23 protein-coding genes are annotated in these 24,382 nt (G+C 72.0%); 14 read left to right on the top strand and 9 right to left on the bottom strand.

Annotated elements, in window-relative coordinates:
* The first annotated feature begins 16 nt into the window (after positions 1-16).
* The 10 genes from ACZ7G1_RS25020 (at position 17) to ACZ7G1_RS24975 (ending at position 8,021) form a co-directional block, all read left to right on the top strand.
* The gene (locus ACZ7G1_RS25020; RefSeq protein ID WP_470875924.1) at positions 17-982 is read left to right on the top strand and encodes a Rossmann-like and DUF2520 domain-containing protein; all 966 of its coding nucleotides are present in this window, start codon (positions 17-19) and stop codon (positions 980-982) included.
* Positions 979-2,049: a pantoate--beta-alanine ligase gene (panC, locus tag ACZ7G1_RS25015; protein WP_470875922.1), complete on the top strand. Its 1,071-nt coding sequence runs from the start codon at positions 979-981 to the stop codon at positions 2,047-2,049. The genes ACZ7G1_RS25020 and panC overlap by 4 nt, the downstream gene beginning before the upstream one ends.
* A complete protein-coding gene (locus ACZ7G1_RS25010; RefSeq protein ID WP_470875920.1) occupies positions 2,046-3,740 on the top strand; it encodes an L-aspartate oxidase in 1,695 nt (564 codons plus the stop codon). Before panC ends, ACZ7G1_RS25010 begins: the two co-directional genes overlap by 4 nt.
* Positions 3,741-4,757, top strand: coding sequence for a carboxylating nicotinate-nucleotide diphosphorylase (gene nadC / locus ACZ7G1_RS25005; RefSeq protein WP_470875918.1), 1,017 nt, complete (start codon positions 3,741-3,743; stop codon positions 4,755-4,757).
* Complete coding sequence (locus ACZ7G1_RS25000) at positions 4,757-5,563, top strand: type III pantothenate kinase (protein ID WP_470875916.1); 807 nt, start codon at positions 4,757-4,759, stop codon at positions 5,561-5,563. Before nadC ends, ACZ7G1_RS25000 begins: the two co-directional genes overlap by 1 nt.
* 128 nt (positions 5,564-5,691) lie before the next feature.
* Positions 5,692-6,264: a hypothetical protein gene (locus tag ACZ7G1_RS24995; protein WP_470876304.1), complete on the top strand. Its 573-nt coding sequence runs from the start codon at positions 5,692-5,694 to the stop codon at positions 6,262-6,264.
* A 14-nt stretch (positions 6,265-6,278) separates the two neighbouring features.
* Positions 6,279-6,458 (top strand): hypothetical protein, encoded by a 180-nt coding sequence (locus ACZ7G1_RS24990; protein WP_470875914.1) that lies wholly within the window; start codon positions 6,279-6,281, stop codon positions 6,456-6,458.
* A gap of 130 nt (positions 6,459-6,588) precedes the next feature.
* Positions 6,589-7,008 carry a BlaI/MecI/CopY family transcriptional regulator gene (locus tag ACZ7G1_RS24985; RefSeq protein WP_470875912.1) on the top strand — a complete coding sequence of 140 codons (420 nt, stop codon included), beginning with the start codon at positions 6,589-6,591 and terminating at the stop codon, positions 7,006-7,008.
* Between the two features lie 9 nt (positions 7,009-7,017).
* Entirely contained in the window at positions 7,018-7,563 is a 546-nt protein-coding gene (locus tag ACZ7G1_RS24980) for an amino-acid N-acetyltransferase (protein ID WP_470875910.1), read from the top strand.
* Between the two features lie 125 nt (positions 7,564-7,688).
* Positions 7,689-8,021 (top strand): histone-like nucleoid-structuring protein Lsr2, encoded by a 333-nt coding sequence (locus ACZ7G1_RS24975; RefSeq protein WP_017240029.1) that lies wholly within the window; start codon positions 7,689-7,691, stop codon positions 8,019-8,021.
* Here ACZ7G1_RS24975 and ACZ7G1_RS24970 read toward each other — a convergent pair.
* Complete coding sequence (locus ACZ7G1_RS24970; RefSeq protein ID WP_470875907.1) at positions 8,000-8,590, bottom strand: SCO3374 family protein; 591 nt, start codon at positions 8,588-8,590, stop codon at positions 8,000-8,002. The genes ACZ7G1_RS24975 and ACZ7G1_RS24970 overlap by 22 nt on opposite strands.
* A 472-nt stretch (positions 8,591-9,062) precedes the next feature.
* On the opposite strand from ACZ7G1_RS24970, the gene ACZ7G1_RS24965 reads away from it, so the two are divergent.
* Positions 9,063-11,585 (top strand): ATP-dependent Clp protease ATP-binding subunit, encoded by a 2,523-nt coding sequence (locus tag ACZ7G1_RS24965; RefSeq protein ID WP_362570314.1) that lies wholly within the window; start codon positions 9,063-9,065, stop codon positions 11,583-11,585.
* A 59-nt stretch (positions 11,586-11,644) separates the two neighbouring features.
* Here the strand turns inward: ACZ7G1_RS24965 and ACZ7G1_RS24960 are convergent, their stop codons facing one another.
* Entirely contained in the window at positions 11,645-14,437 is a 2,793-nt protein-coding gene (locus ACZ7G1_RS24960) for an NACHT domain-containing protein (protein WP_470875905.1), read from the bottom strand.
* 475 nt (positions 14,438-14,912) lie between these two features.
* On the opposite strand from ACZ7G1_RS24960, the gene ACZ7G1_RS24955 reads away from it, so the two are divergent.
* Positions 14,913-15,632, top strand: coding sequence for a M23 family metallopeptidase (locus tag ACZ7G1_RS24955; protein ID WP_470875903.1), 720 nt, complete (start codon positions 14,913-14,915; stop codon positions 15,630-15,632).
* Positions 15,633-15,636: 4 nt separating this feature from the next.
* Here the strand turns inward: ACZ7G1_RS24955 and ACZ7G1_RS24950 are convergent, their stop codons facing one another.
* A complete protein-coding gene (locus ACZ7G1_RS24950) occupies positions 15,637-16,200 on the bottom strand; it encodes a TetR/AcrR family transcriptional regulator (protein ID WP_470875901.1) in 564 nt (187 codons plus the stop codon).
* Positions 16,201-16,298: 98 nt separating this feature from the next.
* On the opposite strand from ACZ7G1_RS24950, the gene ACZ7G1_RS24945 reads away from it, so the two are divergent.
* Entirely contained in the window at positions 16,299-17,876 is a 1,578-nt protein-coding gene (locus ACZ7G1_RS24945) for an MDR family MFS transporter (RefSeq protein WP_470875899.1), read from the top strand.
* Between the two features lie 116 nt (positions 17,877-17,992).
* Here the strand turns inward: ACZ7G1_RS24945 and cseC are convergent, their stop codons facing one another.
* The 6 genes from cseC to ACZ7G1_RS24915 form a co-directional block, all read right to left on the bottom strand.
* A complete protein-coding gene (gene cseC / locus ACZ7G1_RS24940) occupies positions 17,993-19,423 on the bottom strand; it encodes a two-component system sensor histidine kinase CseC (protein WP_470876302.1) in 1,431 nt (476 codons plus the stop codon).
* Positions 19,312-20,016 carry a two-component system response regulator CseB gene (gene cseB / locus ACZ7G1_RS24935; RefSeq protein WP_470875897.1) on the bottom strand — a complete coding sequence of 235 codons (705 nt, stop codon included), beginning with the start codon at positions 20,014-20,016 and terminating at the stop codon, positions 19,312-19,314. The genes cseC and cseB overlap by 112 nt, the downstream gene beginning before the upstream one ends.
* A gap of 59 nt (positions 20,017-20,075) precedes the next feature.
* Positions 20,076-20,843, bottom strand: a complete 768-nt coding sequence (locus tag ACZ7G1_RS24930) for a hypothetical protein (RefSeq protein ID WP_470875895.1) — start codon at positions 20,841-20,843, stop codon at positions 20,076-20,078.
* Positions 20,831-21,403 carry a SigE family RNA polymerase sigma factor gene (locus tag ACZ7G1_RS24925; protein ID WP_470875893.1) on the bottom strand — a complete coding sequence of 191 codons (573 nt, stop codon included), beginning with the start codon at positions 21,401-21,403 and terminating at the stop codon, positions 20,831-20,833. Before ACZ7G1_RS24925 ends, ACZ7G1_RS24930 begins: the two co-directional genes overlap by 13 nt.
* Positions 21,404-21,561: 158 nt before the next feature.
* Positions 21,562-22,497, bottom strand: a complete 936-nt coding sequence (locus ACZ7G1_RS24920) for an HhH-GPD family protein (RefSeq protein WP_470875891.1) — start codon at positions 22,495-22,497, stop codon at positions 21,562-21,564.
* Positions 22,498-22,530: 33 nt separating this feature from the next.
* Positions 22,531-23,214 carry a phosphatase PAP2 family protein gene (locus ACZ7G1_RS24915; RefSeq protein WP_470875889.1) on the bottom strand — a complete coding sequence of 228 codons (684 nt, stop codon included), beginning with the start codon at positions 23,212-23,214 and terminating at the stop codon, positions 22,531-22,533.
* 225 nt (positions 23,215-23,439) lie between these two features.
* On the opposite strand from ACZ7G1_RS24915, the gene ACZ7G1_RS24910 reads away from it, so the two are divergent.
* Positions 23,440-24,267: a hypothetical protein gene (locus ACZ7G1_RS24910; RefSeq protein WP_470875887.1), complete on the top strand. Its 828-nt coding sequence runs from the start codon at positions 23,440-23,442 to the stop codon at positions 24,265-24,267.
* The last annotated feature ends 115 nt before the right edge of the window (positions 24,268-24,382 follow it).

The raw sequence follows: 24,382 nt of genomic DNA, 5'->3' as shown, positions 1-24,382 counted from the left end.
GAAGGCCGTCCCCACCGTGAACGCACCAGCAGCGCCAGAGTCCCGAGCCGAGGAACGACCCGCCCGGCTCACCGTCGGAGTCGTCGGCGCCGGCCGCGTGGGCCCCGCCCTCGCCGCCGCCCTCCAGCTCGCCGGACACCGCCCCGTCGCCGTCTCGGCGGTCTCCGAGGCCTCCCGGCGCCGCGCCGCCGACCTGCTGCCCGACGTCCCCGTCGTCGAGCCGGCCCGTGTCCTGGCCCTCGCCGACCTGGTCCTGCTGACCGTCCCCGACGACGCCCTGCCGGGCCTCGTCGAGGGCCTCGCCGACACCGGAGCCGTACGGCCCGGGCAGCTCATCGTGCACACCTCGGGACGGTACGGGGCACGGGTCCTCGACCCCGCGCGCCGGGCCGGCGCCCTGCCGCTCGCGCTGCACCCCGCCATGACGTTCACCGGCACCGCCGTCGACGTCCAGCGGCTCGCGGGCTGCTCCTTCGGGGTCACCGCGCCCGAGGAGCTGCGGCTGGCCGCCGAGGCCCTGGTGATCGAGATGGGCGGCGAGCCCGAATGGGTCGCCGAGGACGCCCGCCCGCTCTACCACGCGGCCCTGGCCCTCGGCGCGAACCACCTGGTCACCCTGGTGGCCCAGTCGATGGAGCTGCTCCACAAGGCGGGCGTCGCCGCCCCCGACCGCATGCTCGGCCCCCTCCTCGGCGCCGCCCTGGACAACGCGCTGCGGTCCGGCGACGCCGCCCTCACCGGCCCCGTCGCGCGCGGTGACGCCGGCACGGTCGCCGCCCACGTCGCCGAGCTGCGCAAGCACGCGCCCGGCACCGTCGCCGGCTACCTCGCGATGGCCCGCACCACCGCGGACCGGGCGCTCGCCCACGGCCTGCTCAAGCCCGAACTCGCCGAGGACCTCCTCGGCGTCCTCGCCGAGACGACCGGCGGCGCCGCCCACCCCACCGACCCCGCCGACGGGCCGCAAGGAGACGACCGATGAGCCTGTTCGCCCGCGAGAGCGCCGAGGACGGCCGGGCCGTCCGCCACCAACCGGCCGAGTTGCTCCGCGCGGTCGAGGACCTCGGGGACGCGGTCGCCCACTGGAGCACGCCCGGCCGCACGGCCGTGGTCATGACCATGGGCGCCCTCCACGAGGGCCACGCCACCCTGATCCGCTCCGCACGCGAGCGCGTGGGCGACCAGGGCTTCGTCGTCGTCACCGTCTTCGTCAACCCGCTGCAGTTCGGCGCCGGCGAGGACCTCGACCGCTACCCGCGCACCCTCGACGCCGACCTCGAACTGGCCCTCGACGCGGGCGCGAGCGCCGTCTTCGCGCCCTCCGTCGACGAGGTCTACCCGGGCGGCGAGCCCCAGGTCCGGATCACCGCGGGCCCGATGGGCGAGCGCCTCGAAGGCGCCTCCCGGCCCGGCCACTTCGACGGCATGCTGACCGTCGTCGCCAAGCTGCTCCACCTCACCGCCCCCGACCTGGCCTTCTTCGGGCAGAAGGACGCTCAGCAGCTCGCCCTGATCCGCCGGATGGTCAAGGACCTGAACTTCCCGGTCGAGATCGTCGGCGTGGAGACCGTCCGGGAGGCCGACGGCCTCGCCCTGTCCAGCCGCAACCGCTACCTGTCGGCCGAGGAGCGCCGTACGGCCCTCGCGCTGTCCCGCGCGCTGTTCGCCGCCGGCGACCGGCTCGCCGCCCAGGAGGCGCTGCGCGCGCGTGCCGCCGCCCTGCCGGGCGCCCAGGGCCGGGCCGAGACCCGTGCCGAGGCGCTGTCCCGGATCGGCGAGGCCCGCGCCGCCGCCGACGCGCACGCGGTCGCCCAGGCCGCCGAGCGCGGCGGCGCCGAGGCCGTCCGGGCCGCGGCCCGCGCCGTACTCGACGAGGCGGCCAAGGCCGAGCCGCCGCTCACCCTCGACTACCTGGCCCTCGTCGACCCGGCCGACTTCACCGAGGTCGACGACGACCACGACGGGGACGCGATCCTCGCCGTCGCCGCCCGCGTGGGTGCCACGCGGCTCATCGACAACATCCCCCTCGTGTTCGGAGCCGCCAAGTGACCGGAATACGGCTGCACGCCCCCGCGCCCGGCTGGGACATCGACGCCGACGTCGTCGTGGTCGGCTCCGGTGTCGCCGGTCTGACCGCCGCCCTGCGGTGCACCGCCGCCGGGCTCCGCACGGTCGTCGTCACCAAGGCCAACCTCGACGACGGCTCCACCCGCTGGGCCCAGGGCGGCATCGCCGCCGCGCTCGGCGAGGGCGACACCCCCGAGCAGCACCTCGACGACACCCTGGTGGCCGGCGCCGGCCTCTGCGACGAGGACGCCGTGCGGCTGCTCGTCACCGAGGGCCCGGACGCCGTCCGCCGGCTGATCGAGACCGGCGCCGACTTCGACAAGGAGTCCGACGGCGAGATCGCGCTGACCCGGGAGGGCGGCCACCACCGCCGCCGGATCGCGCACGCCGGCGGCGACGCGACCGGTGCCGAGATCTCCCGCGCCCTGGTCGAGGCGATACGGGACCGGGGCGTCCGCTTCATCGAGCACGCCCTCGTCCTCGACCTCCTGACCGACGCCGAGGGCCGTACGGCGGGCGTGACCCTGCACGTCATGGGCGAGGGCCAGCACGACGGCGTCGGCGCGGTCCACGCGCCCGCGGTGGTCCTCGCCACCGGCGGCATGGGCCAGGTCTTCTCGGCCACCACCAACCCGGCCGTCTCCACCGGCGACGGCGTCGCGCTCGCGCTGCGGGCCGGCGCCGAGGTCTCCGACCTGGAGTTCGTCCAGTTCCACCCCACGGTGCTCTTCCTCGGCGCCGGCGCCGAGGGCCAGCAGCCGCTGGTCTCCGAGGCCGTCCGCGGCGAGGGCGCCCACCTGGTCGACGCCGACGGCGTCCGCTTCATGCTCGGACAGCACGAGCTGGCCGAGCTGGCGCCCCGGGACATCGTCGCCAAGGCGATCACCCGCCGGATGCTGGAGCACGGCACCGAGCACATGTACCTCGACGCCCGGCACTTCGGCGCCGAGATGTGGGAGCAGCGCTTCCCGACGATCCTGGCCGCTTGCCGCTCGCACGGCATCGACCCGGTGACCGAGCCGATCCCGGTCGCCCCGGCCGCCCACTACGCCTCCGGCGGCGTCCGCACCGACCTGCGCGGCCGGACCACCGTCCCCGGTCTTTACGCCTGCGGCGAGGTGGCCTGTACGGGCGTCCACGGCGCCAACCGGCTCGCCTCGAACTCGCTCCTGGAGGGCCTGGTCTTCGCCGAGCGGATCGCCGAGGACATCACGGCCGCCGCCCCGCGCGTGCCGGGCGCCCCGGTGGCGCCCCCGGCGCCGGTGACCCTGCCGCTTCCGGTGGCGGGCGCCCGGACCCGTATCCAGCGGGTGATGACGGCCGGCGCGGGCGTGCTCCGCTCGGAGGCCAGCCTGCGGGAGGCCGCCGAAGCCCTCGACGCCCTGCACAGCGACGCCGTGGCGGGCGGCAGCGACGACACCAAGGCCGCCGAGCCCGGCGTGGAGTCCTGGGAGACCACGAACCTGCTGTGCGTCGCCCGGGTGCTGGTCGCCGCGGCCCGCCGCCGCCAGGAGACCCGCGGCTGCCACTGGCGCGAGGACCACCCGGACCGTGACGACACGGACTGGCGCCGGCATCTCGTCGTACGCCTGACGCCGGAGCGGAACCTCGACGTCCGCACCACCGACACCTTCGCCTTCCCCCCCACCGCCGACGCCCCCAGGGAGCCGTAAGTGAGCACGCCCGAGGAAGCCCGTCCCGAGCCCGTGGACGTCCCTCTGATCCAGATCAGCGCCCCCTCCGAGGCCGGCGGCTGCGGCGACGGCTGCGGCTGCGGCGGCGAGGGGGAGGAGTTCGAGTGCGGGCTCGACCCCGCGCTCGCCGAGCTCCTCGCCGAGGCCGGGCTCGACCCGGTCCAGGTCGAGGACATCGCCCACCTGGCGATCGCCGAGGACCTCGACGGCGGCGTCGACGTGACGACCGTGGCGACCGTCCCCGAGGACGCCGTCGCGACCGCCGACTTCACCGCCCGCGAGGCCGGCGTGGTGGCCGGTCTGCGGGTCGCCGAGGCCGTCCTCTCGATCGTCTGCACGGACGAGTTCGAGGTCGAGCGGCACGTCGAGGACGGCGAGCGCGTCGAGGCCGGGCAGGTGCTCCTGAGCGTCACCGCCCGCACCCGCGACCTGCTCACCGGCGAGCGCAGCGCGCTCAACATCCTGTGCCGCCTCTCCGGCATCGCCACCGCCACGCGCGCGTGGGCGGACGTCCTGGAGGGCACGAGGGCCAAGGTCCGCGACACCCGCAAGACCACCCCGGGCCTGCGCGCCCTGGAGAAGTACGCGGTCCGCTGCGGCGGCGGCGTCAACCACCGCATGTCGCTCTCCGACGCCGCCCTCGTGAAGGACAACCACGTGGTGGCGGCCGGTGGCGTCGCGGAGGCCTTCAAGGCCGTGCGGGAGCTGTTCCCCGAGCTTCCGATCGAGGTCGAGGTCGACACGATGCACCAGGTCCGCGAGGTCCTGGACGCGGGCGCCGACCTGATCCTGCTCGACAACTTCACGCCGATCGAGACCGAGGAGGCCGTCGCGATCGTCGCGGGCCGCGCGGTCCTGGAGTCCTCCGGCCGGCTGACCCTGGAAAACGCGGCGGCGTACGCGGCGACCGGCGTCGACTACCTGGCGGTCGGCGGGCTCACGCACTCCTCCCCGATCCTCGACATCGGCCTGGACCTGCGCGAGGTGCGGGCCTGATGCTGCTCACCATCGACGTCGGCAACACGCACACGGTCCTCGGCCTCTTCGACGGCGACGAGATCGTCGAGCACTGGCGGATCTCCACGGACCCGAGCAGGACGGCCGACGAGATGGCGGTCCTGCTCCAGGGCCTCATGGGCATGCACCCGCTGCTCGGCGTCGAGCTGGGCGACGGCATCGAGGGGATCGCCATCTGCGCGACGGTCCCCTCGGTGCTGCACGAGCTCCGCGAGGTCACCCGCCGGTACTACGGCGACGTGCCCGCGGTCCTGGTGGAGCCGGGCGTCAAGACGGGCGTCCCGGTCATCACCGACAACCCGAAGGAGGTCGGCGCGGACCGCATCATCAACGCGGCCGCGGCGGTCGAGCTGTACGGCGGTCCCGCGATCGTCGTCGACTTCGGCACGGCGACGACGTACGACGCGGTCACCGCGCGCGGCGAGTACGCGGGCGGGGCCATCGCGCCCGGCATCGAGATCTCCGTCGAGGCGCTGGGCGTGAAGGGGGCCATGCTCCGCAAGATCGAGCTGGCCCGCCCGCGCAACGTCATCGGCAAGAACACGGTCGAGGCGATGCAGTCCGGCATCATCTTCGGCTACGCGGGCCAGGTCGACGGCGTCGTCGCCCGCATGAAGCGCGAACTCGTCGGCCCGAACGGCGACCCCTCCGACGTCACCGTCATCGCCACCGGCGGCCTCGCCCCGATGGTCCTCGGCGAGTCGGCCGAGATCGACGAGCACGAGCCCTGGCTGACCCTGATCGGCCTGCGCCTGGTGTACGAGCGGAACGTCTCCCGCATGTGAGGCGGCGGGCCGCGGGGCGCGTCGCGGTGGGCGATCATTCCGGCGCGCCGGAATGATCGCTAAGAGAAAATTGTCCGATTAGCGCGTAGTGTCGGCCCATGCCCACGCCATACGGATCCCGCGGCGGAATGGCGTTCAGCGCGGACGAGCTGCGTGTCCTCCGCCGCGCCCTCGCCACCGCCCTCCACCCCGCCCCCCTCCAGGACGAGGACGTCCAGGACTGCCTGCGCCTGGCCGAATCCGTGGACGAGGCCGTGCACGAGGCCGGCCGGCTGCGCGCCTTCCTCCTCGACGACCTGGCCCGCTACCGCGGGGCGCTGCCCGGGTCGCTCACCGGCTATCTGGACCTCCTCAGGGACGCCCTGGCCGCCGGATACGACCCCGGGGCCGACGACCTCGCCGCCCTGCGCGCACTGCGGCGCAACGCCGAGGCCGCCGAGCTGCTCGCCCGCTGCCAGGTCCTCGCCGAGCGTTCCGTACGCGCCCGCCTGGCCCGGGTCTCGCAGGCCACCGCCGCCACCGCGACCGGAGTGCCCCGCGCCCGGCTGCTCGCACTCCCCGGCGGGCGCGCCGCGGCCGACGAGCCGAAGCCGACCCCGCCCGCGCCCGCCGAGCGCCCGGTGCCCAAGCCCTCCGAGGTGTTCCCGCCGCGCCGGCGGCCCGTACCCCCGCCCCCGCCCGAGGAACGGGTCGCCGGATAGCTACCCTGGTCGGCATGGACTACGTTTCCGCGCTTCTTCCCCCCGTCGTGATGGCCGCGTTCTTCATCGCCCTCGTCGTGGTGATCGTGAAGACCCAGGGCGGCCCGAACAAGGCCAAGGAGGACGCGGTCGTGGACGCCGCCCTCGCCCGCGCCGAGGCCACCCGCCAGGCGGACGGCGGCACCGGCTCCTGAGACCCGCCGCCCCCAGGGGCGGCCACCGCACCACCCGGGACGTGCGACCTTTCGAGGTCGTGCGTCCTTTTTGCTCGGTTTACGCCCTTCAATGGCCGGTAATTGGCCTTTTGCGCACTAAGGTGACGTTGTGCCCCGTCCATTGGGAGAGCTCGAAGACGCCGTCATGACGCGCGTCTGGCAATGGAACCGCCCGGTGACCGTCCGGGAAGTTCTGGAGGACCTCCAGCAGGAACGGTCCATCGCCTACACGACCGTCATGACCGTCATGGACAATCTCCATCAGAAGGGCTGGGTGCGCCGCGAAGTCGAAGGCCGCGCCTATCGATATACCGCGGTCTCCACCCGGGCCGCGTACTCGGCCGCCCTGATGAACGAGGCCTGGGCCCAGAGCGACAACCCCGCCGCCGCGCTCGTGGCCTTCTTCGGGATGATGTCGCAGGACCAGCGCGAAGCCCTGAACGACGCCATCAGAATCGTCCAGCGCGACAACCCGCTGCCCGCCCCGCCCGAGGAGGGCGCCGAGGGAACCGGGGGCCGGGAGCGATAGCGTCCCCCCATGTCGCCGTCTGCCTCCCCGGCCGCCTCCGCGGCCTCCGCCCGTGCCGTCACCGTCCGCCGGGCCCGCACCAGTGATGTCGCCGCCGTCCGCCGTCTCGTCGACCCATTCGTGAGGCGCGGCATCCTGCTCGACAAGGCGACCGTGACCCTTTACGAGTCCATCCAGGAGTTCTGGGTCGCGGAACGCGACGACGACGCCACCGTCGTCGGATGCGGAGCCCTGCACGTCATGTGGGAAGACCTCGCCGAAGTCCGTACTCTCGCCGTCGATCCCGAGTTCAAGGGAGCCGGCGTCGGACATCAGGTGCTGGACAAGTTGTTGCACACGGCCCGATGGCTCGGCGTGCGGCGGGTATTCTGCCTGACCTTCGAAGTCGACTTCTTCGCGAAGCACGGCTTCGTGGAGATCGGCGAGACCCCGGTCGACGGAGATGTCTACAGCGAGCTCCTGCGTTCCTATGACGAGGGAGTCGCCGAGTTCCTCGGTCTCGAACGAGTGAAGCCGAACACCTTGGGCAACAGCCGGATGCTTCTGCACCTGTAACCCTATGTCCGAATCGCGCACGTTTCCCGCGTTGCCAGGGTTCTGAACCTCTGCCAGGGGTTTGTGTTTTTCCGAGAAAAGCGGTTTCCTTTCCGCGTACTGCATTTTCGATGAAAGGAAATCCGGTGGCACAGAAGGTTCAGGTCCTTCTTGTCGACGACCTCGACGGCGTCGAAGCGGACGAGACGGTGACGTTCGCGCTGGACGGGAAGACCTACGAGATCGACCTCACCACCGCCAACGCCGAAAAGCTCCGTGGCCTGCTCGAGCCGTACACCGCGGGTGGCCGTCGCACCGGTGGTCGCACCACCGGCGGCCGCGGCAAGGGCCGTGTCGCGGCCGGCAGCCCCGACACCGCCAAGATCCGCGCGTGGGCCAAGGAGAACGGCTACGACGTGAACGACCGCGGCCGCGTGCCCGCCACCGTCAAGGCGGCCTACGAGGACGCGAACCGCTGAGGCGACAGCTGCTGAGCCGCCGGCCCACGGGACCGGGCACTCAGCAGCCGCACCCGGTGGCACTCCGCAGCGGCGGCGGCCACGAGACGCACCAGGCAAGGGGCATCCGCACCGCCCCACGGCGCGGACCGCAGAGCCGGCAGCGAGGACTCGACCTCGCGCCCCGGCACCGGCGCCCGCAGCCACACGGCGGCGCCCTGGGCGCCGGAATCGCCGCGCCCCGGGGGAAGGGGCGCGGCCATCCGGCCGTCGGCGCCGACACCGGCGAGATCCAGTGAGATCCCGCCCCACTCCAGCCAGTCGAGCAGTCCCGGGAGCTCCTCCGCGCTCCCCGCGGCCACGAGCAGCCGCATCCGGCGCCCCATCAGGGCCACCGGACCAGTCGCCGCGCCCATCCGGCGCAGGACGCCCCGGCCGGCCGGGGCGGGCAGCTCGAGGACGTCGAACCGCAGCCCCGTGACCAGCTGCACCGGCGGGCCGGCCACCGTCGCCCAGCCGAGCTCGTCCTCGTACCACCGCGCGATTCCGCCGTCGATCGGCGAGCGGGGCAGCGGGACGGTGAGGGCCATGCCGGGGCAACTCCCGCGAAGGCGAGTTGGTTACGCCTCCGGGGGCCGCGCCGTGACACTCCGTCCCCGGCCGGACGCGCAAGGTGTCCGTGATGGGGCGTACGCGTGCATTCGACCGCGCAAGGGTGTTCGCTGGTAGCGGAGGGAACCGGGGTGTGCCGCATGGAGTGTCAGTCCTTACGGGTAAGACATTCCTAGTGGAGAGGGGCGACTCGCGGGCTTCGGCGTCTCACGTTCGCCATCGGCGTACTGATGGCGCGGGTAACTACTTGGCCTGCGGGAACATCGTCTCGCACCATCGGGTTGGAGCATTTGTCGGCTGTTCGGCAGCAGGTCTCCCCGCGGAAGAGGGGGTGATCCGGACGGATGTCGGCAGTTGGAATGAGCGGTCCCCGCTTGCGGGACTAAGCTGCGGAAGGACAGGGAGGGGATCGACCCCTAACTGACTGACCGCTCTGAGGAGCGATTAACGATGTTCGAGAGGTTCACCGACCGCGCGCGGCGGGTTGTCGTCCTGGCTCAGGAAGAAGCCCGGATGCTCAACCACAACTACATCGGCACCGAGCACATCCTTCTGGGCCTTATCCACGAGGGTGAGGGTGTCGCCGCTAAGGCCCTGGAGAGCCTCGGGATTTCGCTCGAGGCGGTCCGCCAGCAGGTGGAGGAGATCATCGGCCAGGGCCAGCAGGCCCCGTCCGGGCACATCCCCTTCACCCCTCGTGCCAAGAAGGTCCTGGAGCTCTCGCTCCGCGAGGCCCTCCAGCTCGGCCACAACTACATCGGCACCGAGCACATCCTGCTCGGCCTGATCCGCGAGGGCGAGGGCGTCGCCGCCCAGGTCCTCGTGAAGCTGGGCGCCGACCTCAACCGGGTGCGACAGCAGGTCATCCAGCTGCTCTCCGGCTACCAGGGCAAGGAAGCCGCCACGGCCGGCGGTCCTGCCGAGGGCACCCCCTCGACGTCCCTGGTCCTCGACCAGTTCGGCCGCAACCTCACCCAGGCGGCCCGCGAATCCAAGCTCGACCCGGTCATCGGGCGCGAGAAGGAGATCGAGCGGGTCATGCAGGTGCTGTCCCGCCGCACCAAGAACAACCCGGTCCTCATCGGCGAGCCCGGCGTCGGCAAGACCGCCGTCGTCGAAGGCCTGGCGCAGGCCATCGTCAAGGGCGAGGTGCCCGAGACCCTCAAGGACAAGCACCTCTACACCCTGGACCTCGGCGCGCTGGTCGCCGGCTCCCGCTACCGCGGTGACTTCGAGGAGCGCCTGAAGAAGGTCCTCAAGGAGATCCGCACCCGCGGCGACATCATCCTGTTCATCGACGAGCTCCACACCCTCGTGGGTGCGGGCGCCGCCGAGGGCGCGATCGACGCCGCCAGCATCCTCAAGCCGATGCTGGCCCGCGGTGAGCTCCAGACCATCGGTGCCACCACCCTCGACGAGTACCGCAAGTACCTGGAGAAGGACGCGGCCCTCGAGCGCCGCTTCCAGCCCATCCAGGTCGCCGAGCCGTCGCTGCCGCACACCATCGAGATCCTCAAGGGTCTGCGCGACCGGTACGAGGCCCACCACCGGGTCTCCATCACCGACGAGGCCCTCGTCCAGGCCGCGACCCTGGCCGACCGGTACATCTCGGACCGCTTCCTCCCGGACAAGGCGATCGACCTGATCGACGAGGCCGGCTCCCGGATGCGCATCCGCCGGATGACCGCGCCGCCGGACCTCCGCGAGTTCGACGAGAAGATCGCCGGCGTCCGCCGCGACAAGGAGTCCGCGATCGACTCGCAGGACTTCGAGAAGGCCGCGTCCCTGCGCGACAAGGAGAAGCAGCTCCTCGCCGCGAAGGCCAAGCGCGAGAAGGAGTGGAAGGCCGGCGACATGGACGTCGTCGCCGAGGTCGACGGCGAGCTGATCGCCGAGGTCCTCGCGACCGCCACCGGCATCCCGGTCTTCAAGCTGACCGAGGAGGAGTCCTCGCGTCTGCTCCGCATGGAGGACGAGCTCCACAAGCGCGTCATCGGCCAGAAGGACGCCGTCAAGGGTCTCTCCCGGGCCATCCGCCGCACGCGGGCCGGCCTCAAGGACCCGAAGCGCCCCGGTGGCTCGTTCATCTTCGCCGGTCCGTCCGGTGTCGGTAAGACCGAGCTTTCGAAGGCTCTCGCCGAATTCCTCTTCGGCGACGAGGACGCGATGATCTCCCTCGACATGTCGGAGTTCAGCGAGAAGCACACGGTTTCCCGTCTCTTCGGTTCGCCGCCCGGATACGTCGGCTACGAAGAGGGCGGCCAGCTCACCGAGAAGGTGCGCCGCAAGCCGTTCTCCGTCGTCCTCTTCGACGAGGTCGAGAAGGCCCACCCCGATATCTTCAATTCCCTTCTCCAGATCCTGGAGGACGGTCGCCTGACCGACTCCCAGGGCCGGGTCGTGGACTTCAAGAACACGGTCATCATCATGACCACCAACCTCGGGACCAGGGACATCTCGAAGGGCTTCAACCTGGGCTTCGCCGCCCAGGGCGACACGAAGTCCAACTACGAGCGGATGAAGGCGAAGGTCAGCGACGAGCTGAAGCAGCACTTCCGCCCGGAGTTCCTCAACCGTGTGGACGACATCATCGTCTTCCCGCAGCTGACCCAGGACGACATCCTCCAGATCGTCGACCTGATGATCGGCCGCGTCGACGAGCGCCTCAAGGACCGGGACATGGGCATCGAGCTCTCCCAGTCCGCCAAGGAGCTGCTCGCCAAGAAGGGTTACGACCCCGTGCTCGGCGCCCGTCCGCTCCGCCGGACGATCCAGCGCGAGATCGAGGACACGCTGTCGGAGAAGATCCTCTTCGGCGACCTGCGCCCCGGTCACATCGTGGTCGTCGACACCGAGGGCGACGGCGAGGAGCGCAAGTTCACCTTCCGCGGCGAGGAGAAGTCGGCCCTGCCCGACTCCCCGCCCATCGAGGCCACGGGCGGCACGGGCCCGAACCTCTCGAAGGACGCGTAAGGCACAGCCGTACCAAGGGGCGGCCCCGGAACCAATGGGTTCCGGGGCCGCCCCTTTGTCTATGCGCCGATGTGGATGTCCGGCGGGAGGTGTTCGACGCCGGTGAGGGCGGCCCCTCCCGGAACGAACAGCTGACTCAGGTGGCGAAGGGGTGCGAGGGGGGCCACGTCCCACTGGGCGTCGGGCTGGGCGTCGAGAACGAGACCGCGCACGTGGGGGAAGACCTCTGCGATCAGCCGGAAGGGGGGATCGTAGAAGTCGACCTCGGCGTTGAGTGTCGTCACCTGTGGCAGCCGTTCGAGCGTTCCGAGCACCGACTCACCGCACAGGGCGCTGGGCAGCCGGAGGCCCCGTACCTCGGGCAGCATCGGCCGGAGAAGGGCGAATCCGAACTCGCTGACTCCTTCCCTGATGTCCAGGAGCTCGGGCCGCAGGCCCAGCCGTGACAGGACGGAGGCCTGCTCGTCGTTCACGACGGTGTAGTAGAGCCCGTTCGGGGAGAGAGCGGAGATGATCTCCTCGGCGTACTGCTCCGTATCGAAGCGGGACCAGCTCCAGACGAGCTGGGAGCGGACCAGGATGTCGGGATGGCCGACGAAGCGGCCCAGAAAGGCAATCGTGGCGTCGGAGGAAACGTGGCTCGCCGCCGTCACCACCATGTATGCGGGCTCATCCCCCAGCCTCTCCGGACCCGGCAGCAGGTCCAGGACCAGGCGGCCCACCGTGGCCAGCTCACGGGCCTCCTCCGCTGTGCGCGGCGGGATGACCTCGGCTGTGCGCGCCAGCACCTCCTGGCGCACCTCAGGAGGTACCTCGACCGCGTGTTCGAGGGCCGTCGCGGCCAGGACGACGAGCCGCAGCCGGACGCGCCGGTCATCGGTCGTGTCCGCCGCTGAGAGCAGCTCGCGGAGGATCTCGGCGCATTCGCGGGGGCGGCCGTGGCCGACGGCCATGCGGATGAGGTCCTCCCACTGGTCGTCGGTGGCGTGGCGGACGAGGACGCCGATGTCCCAGCGCTCCACGAGGGCCTTGGCGGCGAGGTAGTCCTGGAAGGTGCGGTGGACGAACTCGACGGTGTCCTCGGTGGGCTCGCGGAGGAGGCCGCTGCGGTGGAGGAGGTGGGTGAAGACCTTGTCGGGTTGGTACGCGGAGGCCTCGGGGACGGCCGGGATCGCCTCCGTGACGATCGACTGGGCGTGGGCGCGGTCCAGCTGGGTGCGGCCGTTGAGCGTCAGCCAGTACGCGAGGCGCTGGACGAGCTGGATCTGGGAGGCGTCGTCGAGGGTGATGCCGTAGGGGGCGGCCATGTCCCGCTCGCGGTCGCGGCGGGTGAGGAGCATGGAGAGGGCGGCCTCGTAGAGGGCTTTGCGGCCGCGGGGCAGGAAGCCGCGCCGGTCGCGGTGGAGGGCGCAGATGAGCCCGCACATGAGGGGGTTGGTGGCGAGCTGGGCGACGTGTTCGGTGGTGCGGAGGGCGTCGAGGAGCGGCTGCTCGTACGGCTCCGCCTCGGGCCCGGCGGCTCGGTGCCAGCGGCGTACGAAGGTGGTGACCTCGGTGCGGGCCATGGGGGAGAGGGTGAGTTCGGTGAAGCCGTCGGGGGTGAGCCAGTCGTCCCGTACGGCGGTGGGGCGGGAGGTGACGAGCCAGCGGTTGCCTTCGTAGGCGGCGAGGAGGTCGCGGAGCCAGTCGCGGGCCCGGCCGCGTTCGGCCTCGGGGATCTCGTCGATGCCGTCGACGAGGATCAGGCCGCGTCCGGCGCTCAGGACCCGGTCGGCCCAGCCGTCGGGCGCGGTGAGGGGGCAGCCGGCGGCGGAGAGGAAGCGGTCGGGGGCGGGGAGCCGCTCGCCGTGGCGGGTGAGGGTGCGGAGGGGGAGGACGAAGGGGATGAGGCCGTTCAGGTAGGCCATGTCCTCGCCGCGGCCGTCGGTGGCGGCGGAGACGGTGAGCCACTGGAGGAGCGTGGTCTTGCCGGAGCCGGCGAGGCCGCGCAGCAGGATGCGGTCGTGCCGGGCGAGGGCGAGGTCGGCGCGGATGCCGTGGTCCAGGGGGGCCACGAGGCCTCCGGCACCGAATCCACCTCCGGCACCGAACCCGCCGGCCGCGCCGAATCCCTCCGCCGCGCCGTCGAACGAGGGTTCCGGGCCGGTCGCCTCCAGGGACAGGTAGGCGAGGTCCAGCGGCCAGGCGTCCGGTGAGTGGTGGAGGTCGATGCCGTAGATGGTGAGGCGGCCGTGCTTCTTCGCCAGGTGGGCCAGGTAGCGGCGCTCGAAGTCGGTGTCGCGGCCGTCGGCCCGTGGGGTGCGGCGGATGAGTTCGTCGACCTTGGCGATGAGCTCGGTCTGGCCGCGGGTCTGTTCGACCAGGCCGCGGGCGATGAAGGTGGAGCGCTGGGTGAAGAACTCCAGGATGTGGAGGCAGGCCCATTCGGTGAGGGACTCCAGGTAGCGGGCGGAGTCCGTGGAGAGGCCGTCGGGGGCGGGGGCGGCGGCCCGGAGGCGGCGGGCGAGGGCGAGGTGGCCGAGGCGGACGGCCTGGACGTCGTCCATGTCGAGGTCGCCGAGGGCGAGGAGGGTCGTCCCCAGGGTGTGGACGACGGCTTCGGTCTCGTCGGCGGGGAAGGGGGCTTCGCCGGGCTCCGACCGGGACCGCTCGACCAGGGTGGCCGCGAGCTTCCGGACGTCCTTCTCGGTCAGCGTGCGCTTCTCGCCGCGGAAGGAGACGAGGCCGGAGAGCCTGATGGCGGGCGTACGGCCGGTGAGACCGGCGCCCGGACCGTCGCTGACCAGCAGTTTCTTCAGGAGCGGGCCGATCACCGCCGAGGCGAGGCGGGTGCCGATGAGTGCCGGTTCCATGTGCGTCCCCCTGAAGATCACCGAATGCGCCAGCGTAGTGCGGGACGGCCTTTCCGGTGGGTCGGTTGCGTGACCCAGGTCCCATTGGGGCCGGCCGGCTGGTGACAAGGCGCACAGGGGTTTCGAGGGGTACTAGGCGGAATAGTGGCGACCTTTGGTGGTGATTCGGGACGTTCAGGGATCAATCGCCGGGACTTTGGTCCCGTACGGTCCCGAACCGGACGCCGGGCGGCGTTTCGGGCGGTTCGGGGCCCCGCGACATGCGATTAAACCGATTCTCTTGTGCCGTTATGTCCGGTTTCAGGAGTTGAAGGCAAGGCCGTCAAGGGTCGATCTTCCGGGGAGATCGCTACGACGCTATGTCGTAGATGGGGTGTTTTGGGCTTGATGGGGGTCCGGGTTACCAAGGATGAGCAAGCCCGGCGCAGAGCACCGTTCGCGTCGGGTCCCGTACTTCCCGGAGGTTTTCCCCCGTATGTCGAAGCGCGTCATGAACCCCGCCACCCGTACCGCCGCCGTCGCCCTCGCCGCCGCGGGTCTGGGAGCGTCGCTGGTGGCCGGAGCAGGGTCCGCCTTCGCCGCCGAGGGCAAGGCCGTCACCCCGGTCGCCGCCACCGCGTCCGCCGCCGTCGCCGCCCAGGCCGAGACGCAGGCCAAGGTCGCCGCCCAGGTGAAGGCCGCCGCCACCAAGGCCGCCGCCGCCAAGACGGCCGCCGCGAAGGCGACCGCCGTCAAGGCCGCCGCCGCGAAGAAGGCCGTCGCGGCCAAGAAGGCCGCCTCCTGGGTCAAGCCGGTCAGCTCCTACACCCTGAGCGCCAGCTACAACCAGGGCGGCGCGATGTGGGCCCACAAGCACTCCGGCCAGGACTTCGCCGTTCCGGTCGGCACCCCGGTCAAGGCCGCGGGCGCGGGCACCGTCGTGAAGGCGGGCCCGAACGGCGGCGGCGACGGCCCCGCGTACGGCAACGCGATCGTCGTCAAGCACGCCAACGGCACGTACTCCCAGTACGCCCACCTGTCGAAGATCAAGGTGAACGTCGGCCAGAAGGTCGGCGCCGGCCAGCAGATCGCCCTCTCGGGCAACACCGGCAACTCCTCCGGCCCGCACCTGCACTTCGAGATCCGTACGACCCCGAACTACGGCTCCGCCGTCAACCCGGCCGCGTTCCTGCGCGCCCACGGCGTCGGCATCTGACCCTTCACGAGGCCCGGTGGGCCTGAGTGAGCATGTCGAGGGCGACCTCGAGGACGGCTTCGTGCTTCTCCTCGCGGTCGCCCTCGACGTTGTCCATGAAGAACATCCCCGCGTGCAGGGTGAAGATCGCGCTCACGCAGCGGACCTTGTCGATGACGGCGAAGTCCTCCTCCTGGATCAGGGCGCTCAGTTCGAGCATCCGCTCCTTGAAGGTCAGCCCGATGCTCAGCTCGCGGACGGCCGCCTGGTTCTCCTGCATGAAGCGGAACAGCGGGTACGCGTCGAGCAGCGAGGCCTGGTAGCGGCGGAGGATCTCCTCCCGCACCTCCAGCGTGCGCGGCTGCTCGCGGGCCCACTCGATCAGCTCGTCCACGGGGCGGGTGAGGTCCTGGAAGATCCCGATGAGGATGTCTTCCTTGGTCTTGAAGTGGTAGTAGAGCGCCGCTTTGGTGACGTCGAGGCGTTCCGCGATCTCGCGCAGCGAGGTCTTCTCGTAGCCCTGCTCGGCGAAGAGGGCGAGGGCCACGTCCTGGATGCGCTGACGGGTGTTGCCTCGGGCCTGGGCCATGGTCTCTCGCTTCCACACTTACTTACTTGACGACCGGCTAGTTCCGCGTCTACCGTCCCCAGTGTAGTAACTAGCCGGGCGGCAAGTAAGGGATCGACATGGCGAAGAACGAGACGGCGAAATCGGCAGAGGGGGAGGCACCGCCGGCGCGCAGCGTCCGGGTCGTCCTCCTCGCCCTCATGATCGCGATGCTGCTCGCGATGCTCGACAACATGATCATCGGCACCGCGATGCCGACGATCGTCGGCGAACTCGGCGGCCTCGAACACCTCTCCTGGGTCGTCACCGCCTACACCCTGGCCACCGCCGCCTCCACCCCGCTCTGGGGCAAGGTCGGCGACATGTTCGGCCGCAAGGGCGTCTTCCTCACCTCGATCGTCATCTTCCTGATCGGCTCGGCGCTCAGCGGCATGGCCCAGGACATGGGCCAGCTCATCGGCTTCCGCACGATCCAGGGCCTCGGCGCCGGTGGCCTCATGGTCGGCGTCATGGCGATCATCGGCGACCTCATCCCGCCCCGCGAGCGCGGCAAGTACCAGGGCATGATGGCCGGCGTGATGGCCCTCGCCATGATCGGCGGACCGCTCGTCGGCGGCACCATCACCGACCACTGGGGCTGGCGCTGGTCCTTCTACATCAACCTGCCGCTCGGCGTCGTCGCCCTCGCCATGGTCTCCACCGTCCTGCACCTGCCGAAGAAGCAGCGCGCCACCGGCACCCGCATCGACTTCCTCGGCGCCGGACTCCTGACCGTGGGCATCACCGCGATCGTCCTCGTCACCACCTGGGGCGGCACGGAGTACGCCTGGGGCTCGGCCACCATCGTCGGCCTCGCCGTCGGCGGAGCCGTCGCGCTCGCCGCCTTCCTCTTCGTCGAGACCCGGGCGAGCGACCCGATCATGCCGCTGCACATCTTCCGCAGCCGCAACTTCACCGTGATGTCCCTGATCGGCTTCGTCACCGGCTTCGTGATGTTCGGCGCGGTCCTCTACCTGCCGATCTTCCAGCAGTCCGTCCAGGGCGCCTCGGCCACCAACTCCGGCCTGCTGCTCCTGCCGATGCTGCTCGCGATGATGGTCGTCTCGCTGGTCGTCGGCCGGATCACCACCAGCACCGGCAAGTACAAGATCTTCCCGATCGTCGGCGGGGCCCTCATGGTGGCCGGCCTCTTCCTGCTCTCCACCATGGACACCGGCACCTCGCGCCTGGTCTCCGGAGTCTGGATGGCCCTCCTCGGCGCCGGCATGGGCTTCCTCATGCAGATCACCATGCTGGTCGCGCAGAACAGCGTGGAGATGAAGGACATGGGCGTCGCCTCCTCCTCCACCACCCTGTTCCGCACCCTCGGCTCCTCCTTCGGCGTCGCGATCATGGGCGCGCTCTTCACCAGCCGCGTCCAGGACGAGATGGCCGCCCGCGGCGGCTCCGGCCTCACCGAGCGGACCGCCCAGCTCGACGCGGCCAGCCTCGCCAAGCTCCCGGCGGCCCTCCGCGAGGCCTACCAGCACGCGGTCGCCGCCGGCACCCACGGCGCCTTCCTCGTCGCCTCCGCCGTCGCCGTCCTCGCCTTCGCCCTCGCCTTCCTCGTCAAGGAGGTCACGCTCCGCGGCGCGGGCCCCGCGGATGCCCCGAAGCCGGAGACCGGCGACCCGGTGAAGGTCGCCGAGACGGTCTGACACCGGCCGCAGGTACGGCGAAGGGGCCGGGTCCGTGACATCGGACCCGGCCCCTTCGCCGTACGACCGCACTCCGGCGAGGCGCACGCGGTCACCCCGGCCCTGCGCCGTACCCCTCACTCCGGCAGCCGCAGCACCGGGAAGCTTCCCGTGTTCGTGGGGGCGTGGTCGGGGAGCCAGAGGACGGCGATGGCGCCGCCGACACCGCCCCGGGAGCCCTCGGAGGCCACGTTCCGGAAGGTCAGCCGGGCGCCGAGGACCCGGGCCTGGCCCACGGCGATGGTCAGCCCCAGGCCGTGGCCCTGCCCCGCGCGGTCGCTCGTGCCCGTACGGAACCGGCTCGGGCCCTCCTTCAGGAGCGCCTCGGGGAAGCCGGGGCCGTGGTCGCGGACGCGGACGACCCGGCCCTCGACGGTGACCTCGACCGGCGGCTTGCCGTGCTTGGCCGCGTTCGCGAGGAGGTTGCCGAGGACGCGCTCCAGGCGCCGCGGGTCGGTGTTCACCCAGGAGTCGTGGACGACCCGGACGACCACCTCGGGGTCGAGCGCGCGCACCCGCCGCTCCACGAACTCGCCGAGCGCGATCTCCTGGAGCTCGGCCCGCTCCGACGCGCTGTCGAGCCGGGCCACCTCCAGGACGTCCTCGACCAGGGTCCGCATCGCCTGCGCCCGGTCCCGTACGAGCTCGGTCGGGCGTCCGGGCGGCAGCAGTTCGGCGGCCGTGAGCAGCCCGGTCACCGGGGTGCGCAGCTCGTGCGCGATGTCCGCGGTGACCCGGCGCTCGGCCTCGATCCGCTCGTTCAGGGCGTCGGTCAGGGCGTCCACCGCCCACGCCAGGTCGTCGGTCTCGTCCCGTACGACCCCGCCGACGGCGTCCCGCACCCGCACGTCCGTGTTGCCCTGGGCGACCCGCCCGGCCGCGACGGCCGCCTTCCGCAGCCGCCGGGAGATCCGGCCGCCGATCAGCACGCCGAGGGCGCAGCCGCCGAAGACCACCGAGACCGAGCCGATGACCAGGGCCCGGTCCAGGTCGTTCATGATCGTCGCGCTGCGGTCGGCGAACGGGATGTGCAGCGACAGCACGTCGCCGCTGGCCAGCGGCACGGCGGCCCACACGTCGGGCGGCCCGCCGTGCCGGTGCTCCTGCACGTACGTGCCGCGCCGGTTGTCCCGCATCAGCTGGTCGAGCTGGGGCGGCAGCGCCGGGTCGTTGATCTTCGTGCCGAAGCGGGGCTCCTTGGGCTTCGACGTCTCGTACATCCGCTGGGCGAAGAGCAGCCGCTCCATCTGCACCTCGCGCGCGTTGTCCAGCATCGAGATCCGGGCGGCGTTGTGCACGACGATGCTCAGGGTGACGGCGATGAGCGCGCCGACCGCGGCGATGGCGACGGCGATCTTCCAGCGGACCCCGGTCCGGAGGGGGAACAGCTTCACCACTAGCTCTTGAGCTTGTAGCCGAAGCCGCGGACCGTCTCGATCCGGTCCTGGCCGATCTTGGCGCGCAGCCGCTGCACATGGACGTCGACGACCCGGGTGTCGCCGCCCCAGCCGTAGTCCCAGACCCGCTCCAGGAGCTTGTCGCGGGAGAGCACGGTGCCCGGCGCGGCCGAGAACTCCAGGAGCAGCCGCATCTCGGTCGGGGTCAGCGCCACCGGCTGCCCGCCCTTGCGGACCTCCATGCCCTCGGTGTCGACCTCCAGGTCGCCGAAGGCCAGGAGCCCGCCGCCGGCGCCCGGCTCGTTCCCGTGCTCGCCGGCCCCGGCGCCGCCCGCGTGCCCGAACCGGCGCAGCACCGCCCGGATGCGGGCCATGAGCACCGAGCCGTCGAAGGGCTTGGTGACGTAGTCGTCGGCCCCGGCCTCCAGGCCGAGGACGACGTCGATCGAGTCGGCGCGCGCGGACAGCATGATGACCGGCACCGTCGACTCGTCGCGGATGCGGCGGCAGAGGCTGACCCCGTCCATGCCGGGCAGCATCACGTCGAGCAGGGCGATGTCCGGCCGCTGCGCCCGGAAGGCGTCGAGACCGGAGAGTCCGTCGGGCATGGCCGTGACACGGAAGCCGTCCCGCTCCAGGGCGAGCTGGGTGGCCTCACGGATCACATCGTCGTCCTCGACGAACAGGACATGGGTTTCGGCCATCGTGCGTGTCCTTCGGATACGGGTGGTCGGGCGTTCGGGTTACGGGGGCGGCGGACCGCTCAGTTCGAGGAGGGCTCGCTGGGCGCGGGCGTCGCCGCGTCACCGTCGCCGACCGCGCGGCTGTAGTCGTTGTGCACCCAGTCGTGCTGGGTGAACTTGTTCCCCGACCAGCGGTACGTGATCACGTCCTCACCCGAGGGATACGCGACCGGGTCGCCCTTCGCGTACACCTGCTTGGTGACGACGAGGTCGCCCCGGTCGATCGTGGCGTACACGGCGGCGTCCTCCGCCATGTAGACGTTCACGTACCTGTCGTCCTGCATGCGGTACACATACGTGCCGATGCCGACGGCATCACCGCAGGTCATGACGTTGACGACGACGTCAGGCGCGGGGGCGTTGGTGAGGTTTCCGTAGGAGGCGTCCACCGGGTAGGCGTCCGCGACGCACGGCTTCAGGTCGTCCTTCAGCCGCTCGCCGATCTTCGGGTCGGCCTTCAGGAGCGCGATCGGATCCACCCGCTCGGCCGACTGCGGGCCCTCGGTGGCGGACACGGAAGGGGAGGGCGCCGCCGCGGCCACCTCGTCGGTGCGGGCCGCGCCCTCGTCGCGCGAGCCGGTGCCGCCGGTGGAGCAGGAGGCGAGGGCGAGGAACCCGAGGCCGACGAGCCCGGCCACGGCCGTGAGCCCCGTCGCCCGGGCGGTACGCCGAGGGCGGCGCCGTCCGGTCCGGAACCGGTCGTCGCCGCCGCGCTCGCAGGGGCCGCCGTCAGGGCGGTCGCCGTCGTGGCGTCTGCCGCCTTCGGCTCCGTCGTCTAGGCCGCGCACCGCGCGTACCCCCCTTCGTCACCTCGTACGGTCGCCCCGTCCCCGGTCCGCCCGAGGGAACGGGCGTCGAGGTCACGGCTCTCCAGCTCCTGGCGGAGCCGGGCGAGCGCGCGGTGGAGCGTCGACTTCACCGTACCCGTCGACATGCCGAGCGCCGCCGCCGTCTCCTCGGTGCTCATCTGCTCCCAGTGCCGCAGGACGACGACGCTGCGCTGCTTCGGGGCGAGGACCTTCAGGACGTCCATGAGCAGGGCGCGGTCGGCGTGCTGCTCGGTGGCGTCGTCGACACAGGCGTCGGGAAGCTGTTCGGTGGGGACCTCGTCGAGCTTGCGGGAGCGCCACCACTCGGTACGGGTGTTGATCATGACCCGGCGGAGGTACGCGTCGGCCAGGGACTTGTCGGCGATGCCGTCCCAGCGGCCGAAGGTGCGGGCCAGGGCCGTCTGGAGCAGGTCCTGGGCGTCGACGGGGTCGGCGACCAGCCGGCGGGCACTGCGCAGCAGGGCGTCCTGCCGTGTGCGTACGTACTCCTCGAAGTCGAGCACCTCGCCGTGCCTCATCCGAACCGCCTCCGAATCCCCGTGACCAGCTCTGTCCTCGTGTCGTCGACGACGCTACGGAGCGCTTGTCACGGAGCTGTGCGGGGCAGCCGTCGGCGGACGCACGGCTACCCATCGGTTGTGTAACAGCGGGAACGGACCGGTTACCGGGGCGGACCTCAGGAGAGCGGCAGACGGTAGCGGCCGCCCTCCAGGGGCTCGACGAGACCGTCCGCGACCAGGCCGTCCAGCGCCCTGGCCCGCTGCACCGGCTCGTCCCAGACCGCGTCCAGGGCCGCCTGCGCCACCGGGTCGGCCGACTCGCGCAGGACGGCGAGGAGCCGGCCCCGCACCTGACGGTCGGTGCCCGCGTACGTCTGGCCCCGGCGCGGCGGCCCGTCGTGCGCCGGCTTCCCGGCCAGCCGCCAGGCGCACGAACCGGCGATGGGGCAGCGCCCGCAGTCCTCGTTCTTCGCCGTGCACACCAGCGCGCCCAGCTCCATCGAGGCGGCCGCCCAGCGCGAGGCCGTGCCCTCGTCCTCCGGCAGCAGCGCGCGGGCCAGCCTGCGCTCGGCGGCCGTGGTCGCGTTCGGCGGGTACTGGACACCGGTCGCCGCCCGTGCGAACACCCGGCGCACGTTCGTGTCCAGGACCGCGTGCCGCTGCCCGTACGCGAAGGAGGCCACCGCCGCCGCCGTGTACTCCCCGATCCCGGGGAGCGCGAGCAGCTGCCCGTGATCGCTCGGTACGTCGCCGCGGTGCCGTTCCGTTATGGCCACGGCCGCCGCGTGCAGCCGCAGCGCCCGCCGGGGATAGCCGAGCCGGCCCCAGGCGCGTACCGCCTCGCCGGGGGCCTCGGCGGCCAGGTCGGCCGGGCGGGGCCAGCGCGCGAGCCACTGCTCGTACACCGGGAGGACCCGGACGACCGGGGTCTGCTGGAGCATGAACTCGCTGACCATGACCCCCCAGGCGCCGGCCTCGGGGCGGCGCCAGGGCAGGTCGCGGGCATGCCGGTCGAACCAGGCGAGGACGGGCCCGTGCAGCTCGGCGGGGAGCTCCGGGGCCACGGGGCTCGCGGGGACCGGGGACGTGGGGGAAGTGTCGATGGAAGTCATGGCACCCCCGATCCTGGCACGTCCGCGACGGGATCAGTGCGCGCCGTGGCGTGCGCGCGGGGGCCGCTCGGAGTGCGCGGGAGCGTGCGCGGCGGCGTGCGCCGCCGGTCCGCGCCCCGCGCACCACGCCACCGCCGGATTGCGGCTCGACCTGGCCGTCTCCACCAGCGACCGCACCGGCCGCTCGGCGCCCTTCATCACGAGGAAGGCGACCAGAGCGCCGACCAGCAGACCCACGGTCACGTCGTGCGGGTAGTGCACGCCGACGAAGACCCGGGAGAACGCCATGAGCAGCGCCATCGGCACGGTCAGCCAGACGATCCCGCGCCAGGACAGGGCGAGCGCGATCGCCGCCGCCCCGGCGATGGCCGAGTGGTTGCTGGGGAAGGACCAGTCGCCGTACGGCGGGCATTCCACCAGCGAGACGGGCGCCCCCGCGACCGCCCGGCACGGACGCTCCTCGTCCACCAACGACTTGAACGCCTCGCTCACCACGTACCCGAAGGCGGTGGCCAGCGGGGCGAGCAGCGCGAGCGACATCGCCCGGCTCGATCCGTCGCGCGAGCGCCACCAGCCGGCCAGGAACAGCACGCCGAAGAGCAGCAGTCCGGCCTCGGTCCAGACCTCGGCCAGCCACTGGAACCAGGAGGGAGTGGAGTGGGCGAAGTCGGCGACGTCGAGATACAGACGGTCGGAGAGGTCGAGGAGGGTGTCCATGGGGAACGACGCTAACCGGAATTCGGACTCCGCCGTCCCGGCCCCCTGCCCCCGGCGGCCCCCGACGGACGCGGAGACCTCGCGATTCGCGCCGGTTACCGCCCATTTCAGGCACGCCCCCGGGAAAAGTTCCCGGAACCCGTGGATGTGATCATCGGCAAAACTTGGCGTCTCGGGCGGCGGGTGGGGCCGGAGTTGAGCCGGATCTCTCGTAAGGTTCGGGTCGTGGGATCTTTGCGCAATCCGGTCGGGCCGCTTCCCTCCACCATCTACTGGCGACGGAGGGCGGTCGCGGTATGCCTGGTGGCGCTCCTCGCCCTGCTCGCCGTATGGGCCGTCACCTCCGGTGACAGCGGCGGGAAGACGAAGAACGACGCCGCCAACGGCTCCTCGCCCACCCCGCCCTCGATCACCCCGGGCCCCTCCGGCACCGGCCCCGCCATCAGCCAACGGCCCGGCGGACGCGACGAGTCGGGCGAGACCGGCGCCTCCGACGGCTCTGGCACCACCCCCGGCACCGGCACCGACGCGGGCACCGACGCCGGTACGGACTCCACCGGCGCGACCGGCAAGAACGGCGACACCGACGGCGCCGGCGGCGACGGCGGCGCGGGCACCGGAGCGGGACAGCAGGTCCCGGCCGACTCCCCCCTCCCGAACTGCCCTGCGGGCGCACTCCAGTTGACCCTGCGCACCACCAAGGTCTCCTACGAGGCGGGCGAGAAGCCCCGCTTCCACCTCGTCGCCAAGAACACCTCGAACACCGCCTGCAAGGCCGACTTCGGGCCCCGCGCCGCCGTCCTCACCATCAGCGACGACCAGGACGACGACGTCTGGTCCTCCGCCGACTGCCCGCGCCCCGGCAACCCGGTCCTGCTCCACGTCCCCGCCCACACCACCGTCACCCACACCGTCGAGTGGGACCGCGGCCGCAGCGCCCCCCGGTGCGCCACCGCCCCCGCCGGCCAGGTCCGCCCCGGCACCTACCTCGTCGAGGCCACCATGTCCGGCGCCAAGGTCCTCCCGGCCTCCTTCCGGCTCACGAACGACTGAGCACCGAGAGACCCCGAGCACCGAGAGACCCCGAGCACCGAACGACCGAGCGCCCGTACGTGGAGACGTACGGGCGCTCGGTCGTTTCGCTTGGCGATACGCGCTTGGCGATACG

It is taken from the genome of Streptomyces sp. NPDC037273 (genome assembly GCF_055603625.1).
Note: the sequence above shows the minus strand (reverse complement) of the source record. Positions and strands in the feature narration are given on the sequence as shown.

Coding starts and splice junctions, on each gene's coding strand:
- ACZ7G1_RS24990 (WP_470875914.1), top strand. CDS start 6,279: ATGGACTACGTTTCCGCGCTTCTTCCCCCCGTCGTGATGGCCGCGTTC.
- ACZ7G1_RS24980 (WP_470875910.1), top strand. CDS start 7,018: ATGTCGCCGTCTGCCTCCCCGGCCGCCTCCGCGGCCTCCGCCCGTGCC.
- cseB (WP_470875897.1), bottom strand. CDS start 20,016: ATGGCCGAAACCCATGTCCTGTTCGTCGAGGACGACGATGTGATCCGT.
- ACZ7G1_RS24920 (WP_470875891.1), bottom strand. CDS start 22,497: ATGACTTCCATCGACACTTCCCCCACGTCCCCGGTCCCCGCGAGCCCC.
- ACZ7G1_RS24970 (WP_470875907.1), bottom strand. CDS start 8,590: ATGGCCCTCACCGTCCCGCTGCCCCGCTCGCCGATCGACGGCGGAATC.
- ACZ7G1_RS24960 (WP_470875905.1), bottom strand. CDS start 14,437: ATGGAACCGGCACTCATCGGCACCCGCCTCGCCTCGGCGGTGATCGGC.
- ACZ7G1_RS24955 (WP_470875903.1), top strand. CDS start 14,913: ATGTCGAAGCGCGTCATGAACCCCGCCACCCGTACCGCCGCCGTCGCC.
- ACZ7G1_RS24915 (WP_470875889.1), bottom strand. CDS start 23,214: ATGGACACCCTCCTCGACCTCTCCGACCGTCTGTATCTCGACGTCGCC.
- ACZ7G1_RS24925 (WP_470875893.1), bottom strand. CDS start 21,403: ATGAGGCACGGCGAGGTGCTCGACTTCGAGGAGTACGTACGCACACGG.
- ACZ7G1_RS25000 (WP_470875916.1), top strand. CDS start 4,757: ATGCTGCTCACCATCGACGTCGGCAACACGCACACGGTCCTCGGCCTC.
- panC (WP_470875922.1), top strand. CDS start 979: ATGAGCCTGTTCGCCCGCGAGAGCGCCGAGGACGGCCGGGCCGTCCGC.
- ACZ7G1_RS24945 (WP_470875899.1), top strand. CDS start 16,299: ATGGCGAAGAACGAGACGGCGAAATCGGCAGAGGGGGAGGCACCGCCG.
- ACZ7G1_RS24950 (WP_470875901.1), bottom strand. CDS start 16,200: ATGGCCCAGGCCCGAGGCAACACCCGTCAGCGCATCCAGGACGTGGCC.
- ACZ7G1_RS24995 (WP_470876304.1), top strand. CDS start 5,692: ATGGCGTTCAGCGCGGACGAGCTGCGTGTCCTCCGCCGCGCCCTCGCC.
- ACZ7G1_RS24965 (WP_362570314.1), top strand. CDS start 9,063: ATGTTCGAGAGGTTCACCGACCGCGCGCGGCGGGTTGTCGTCCTGGCT.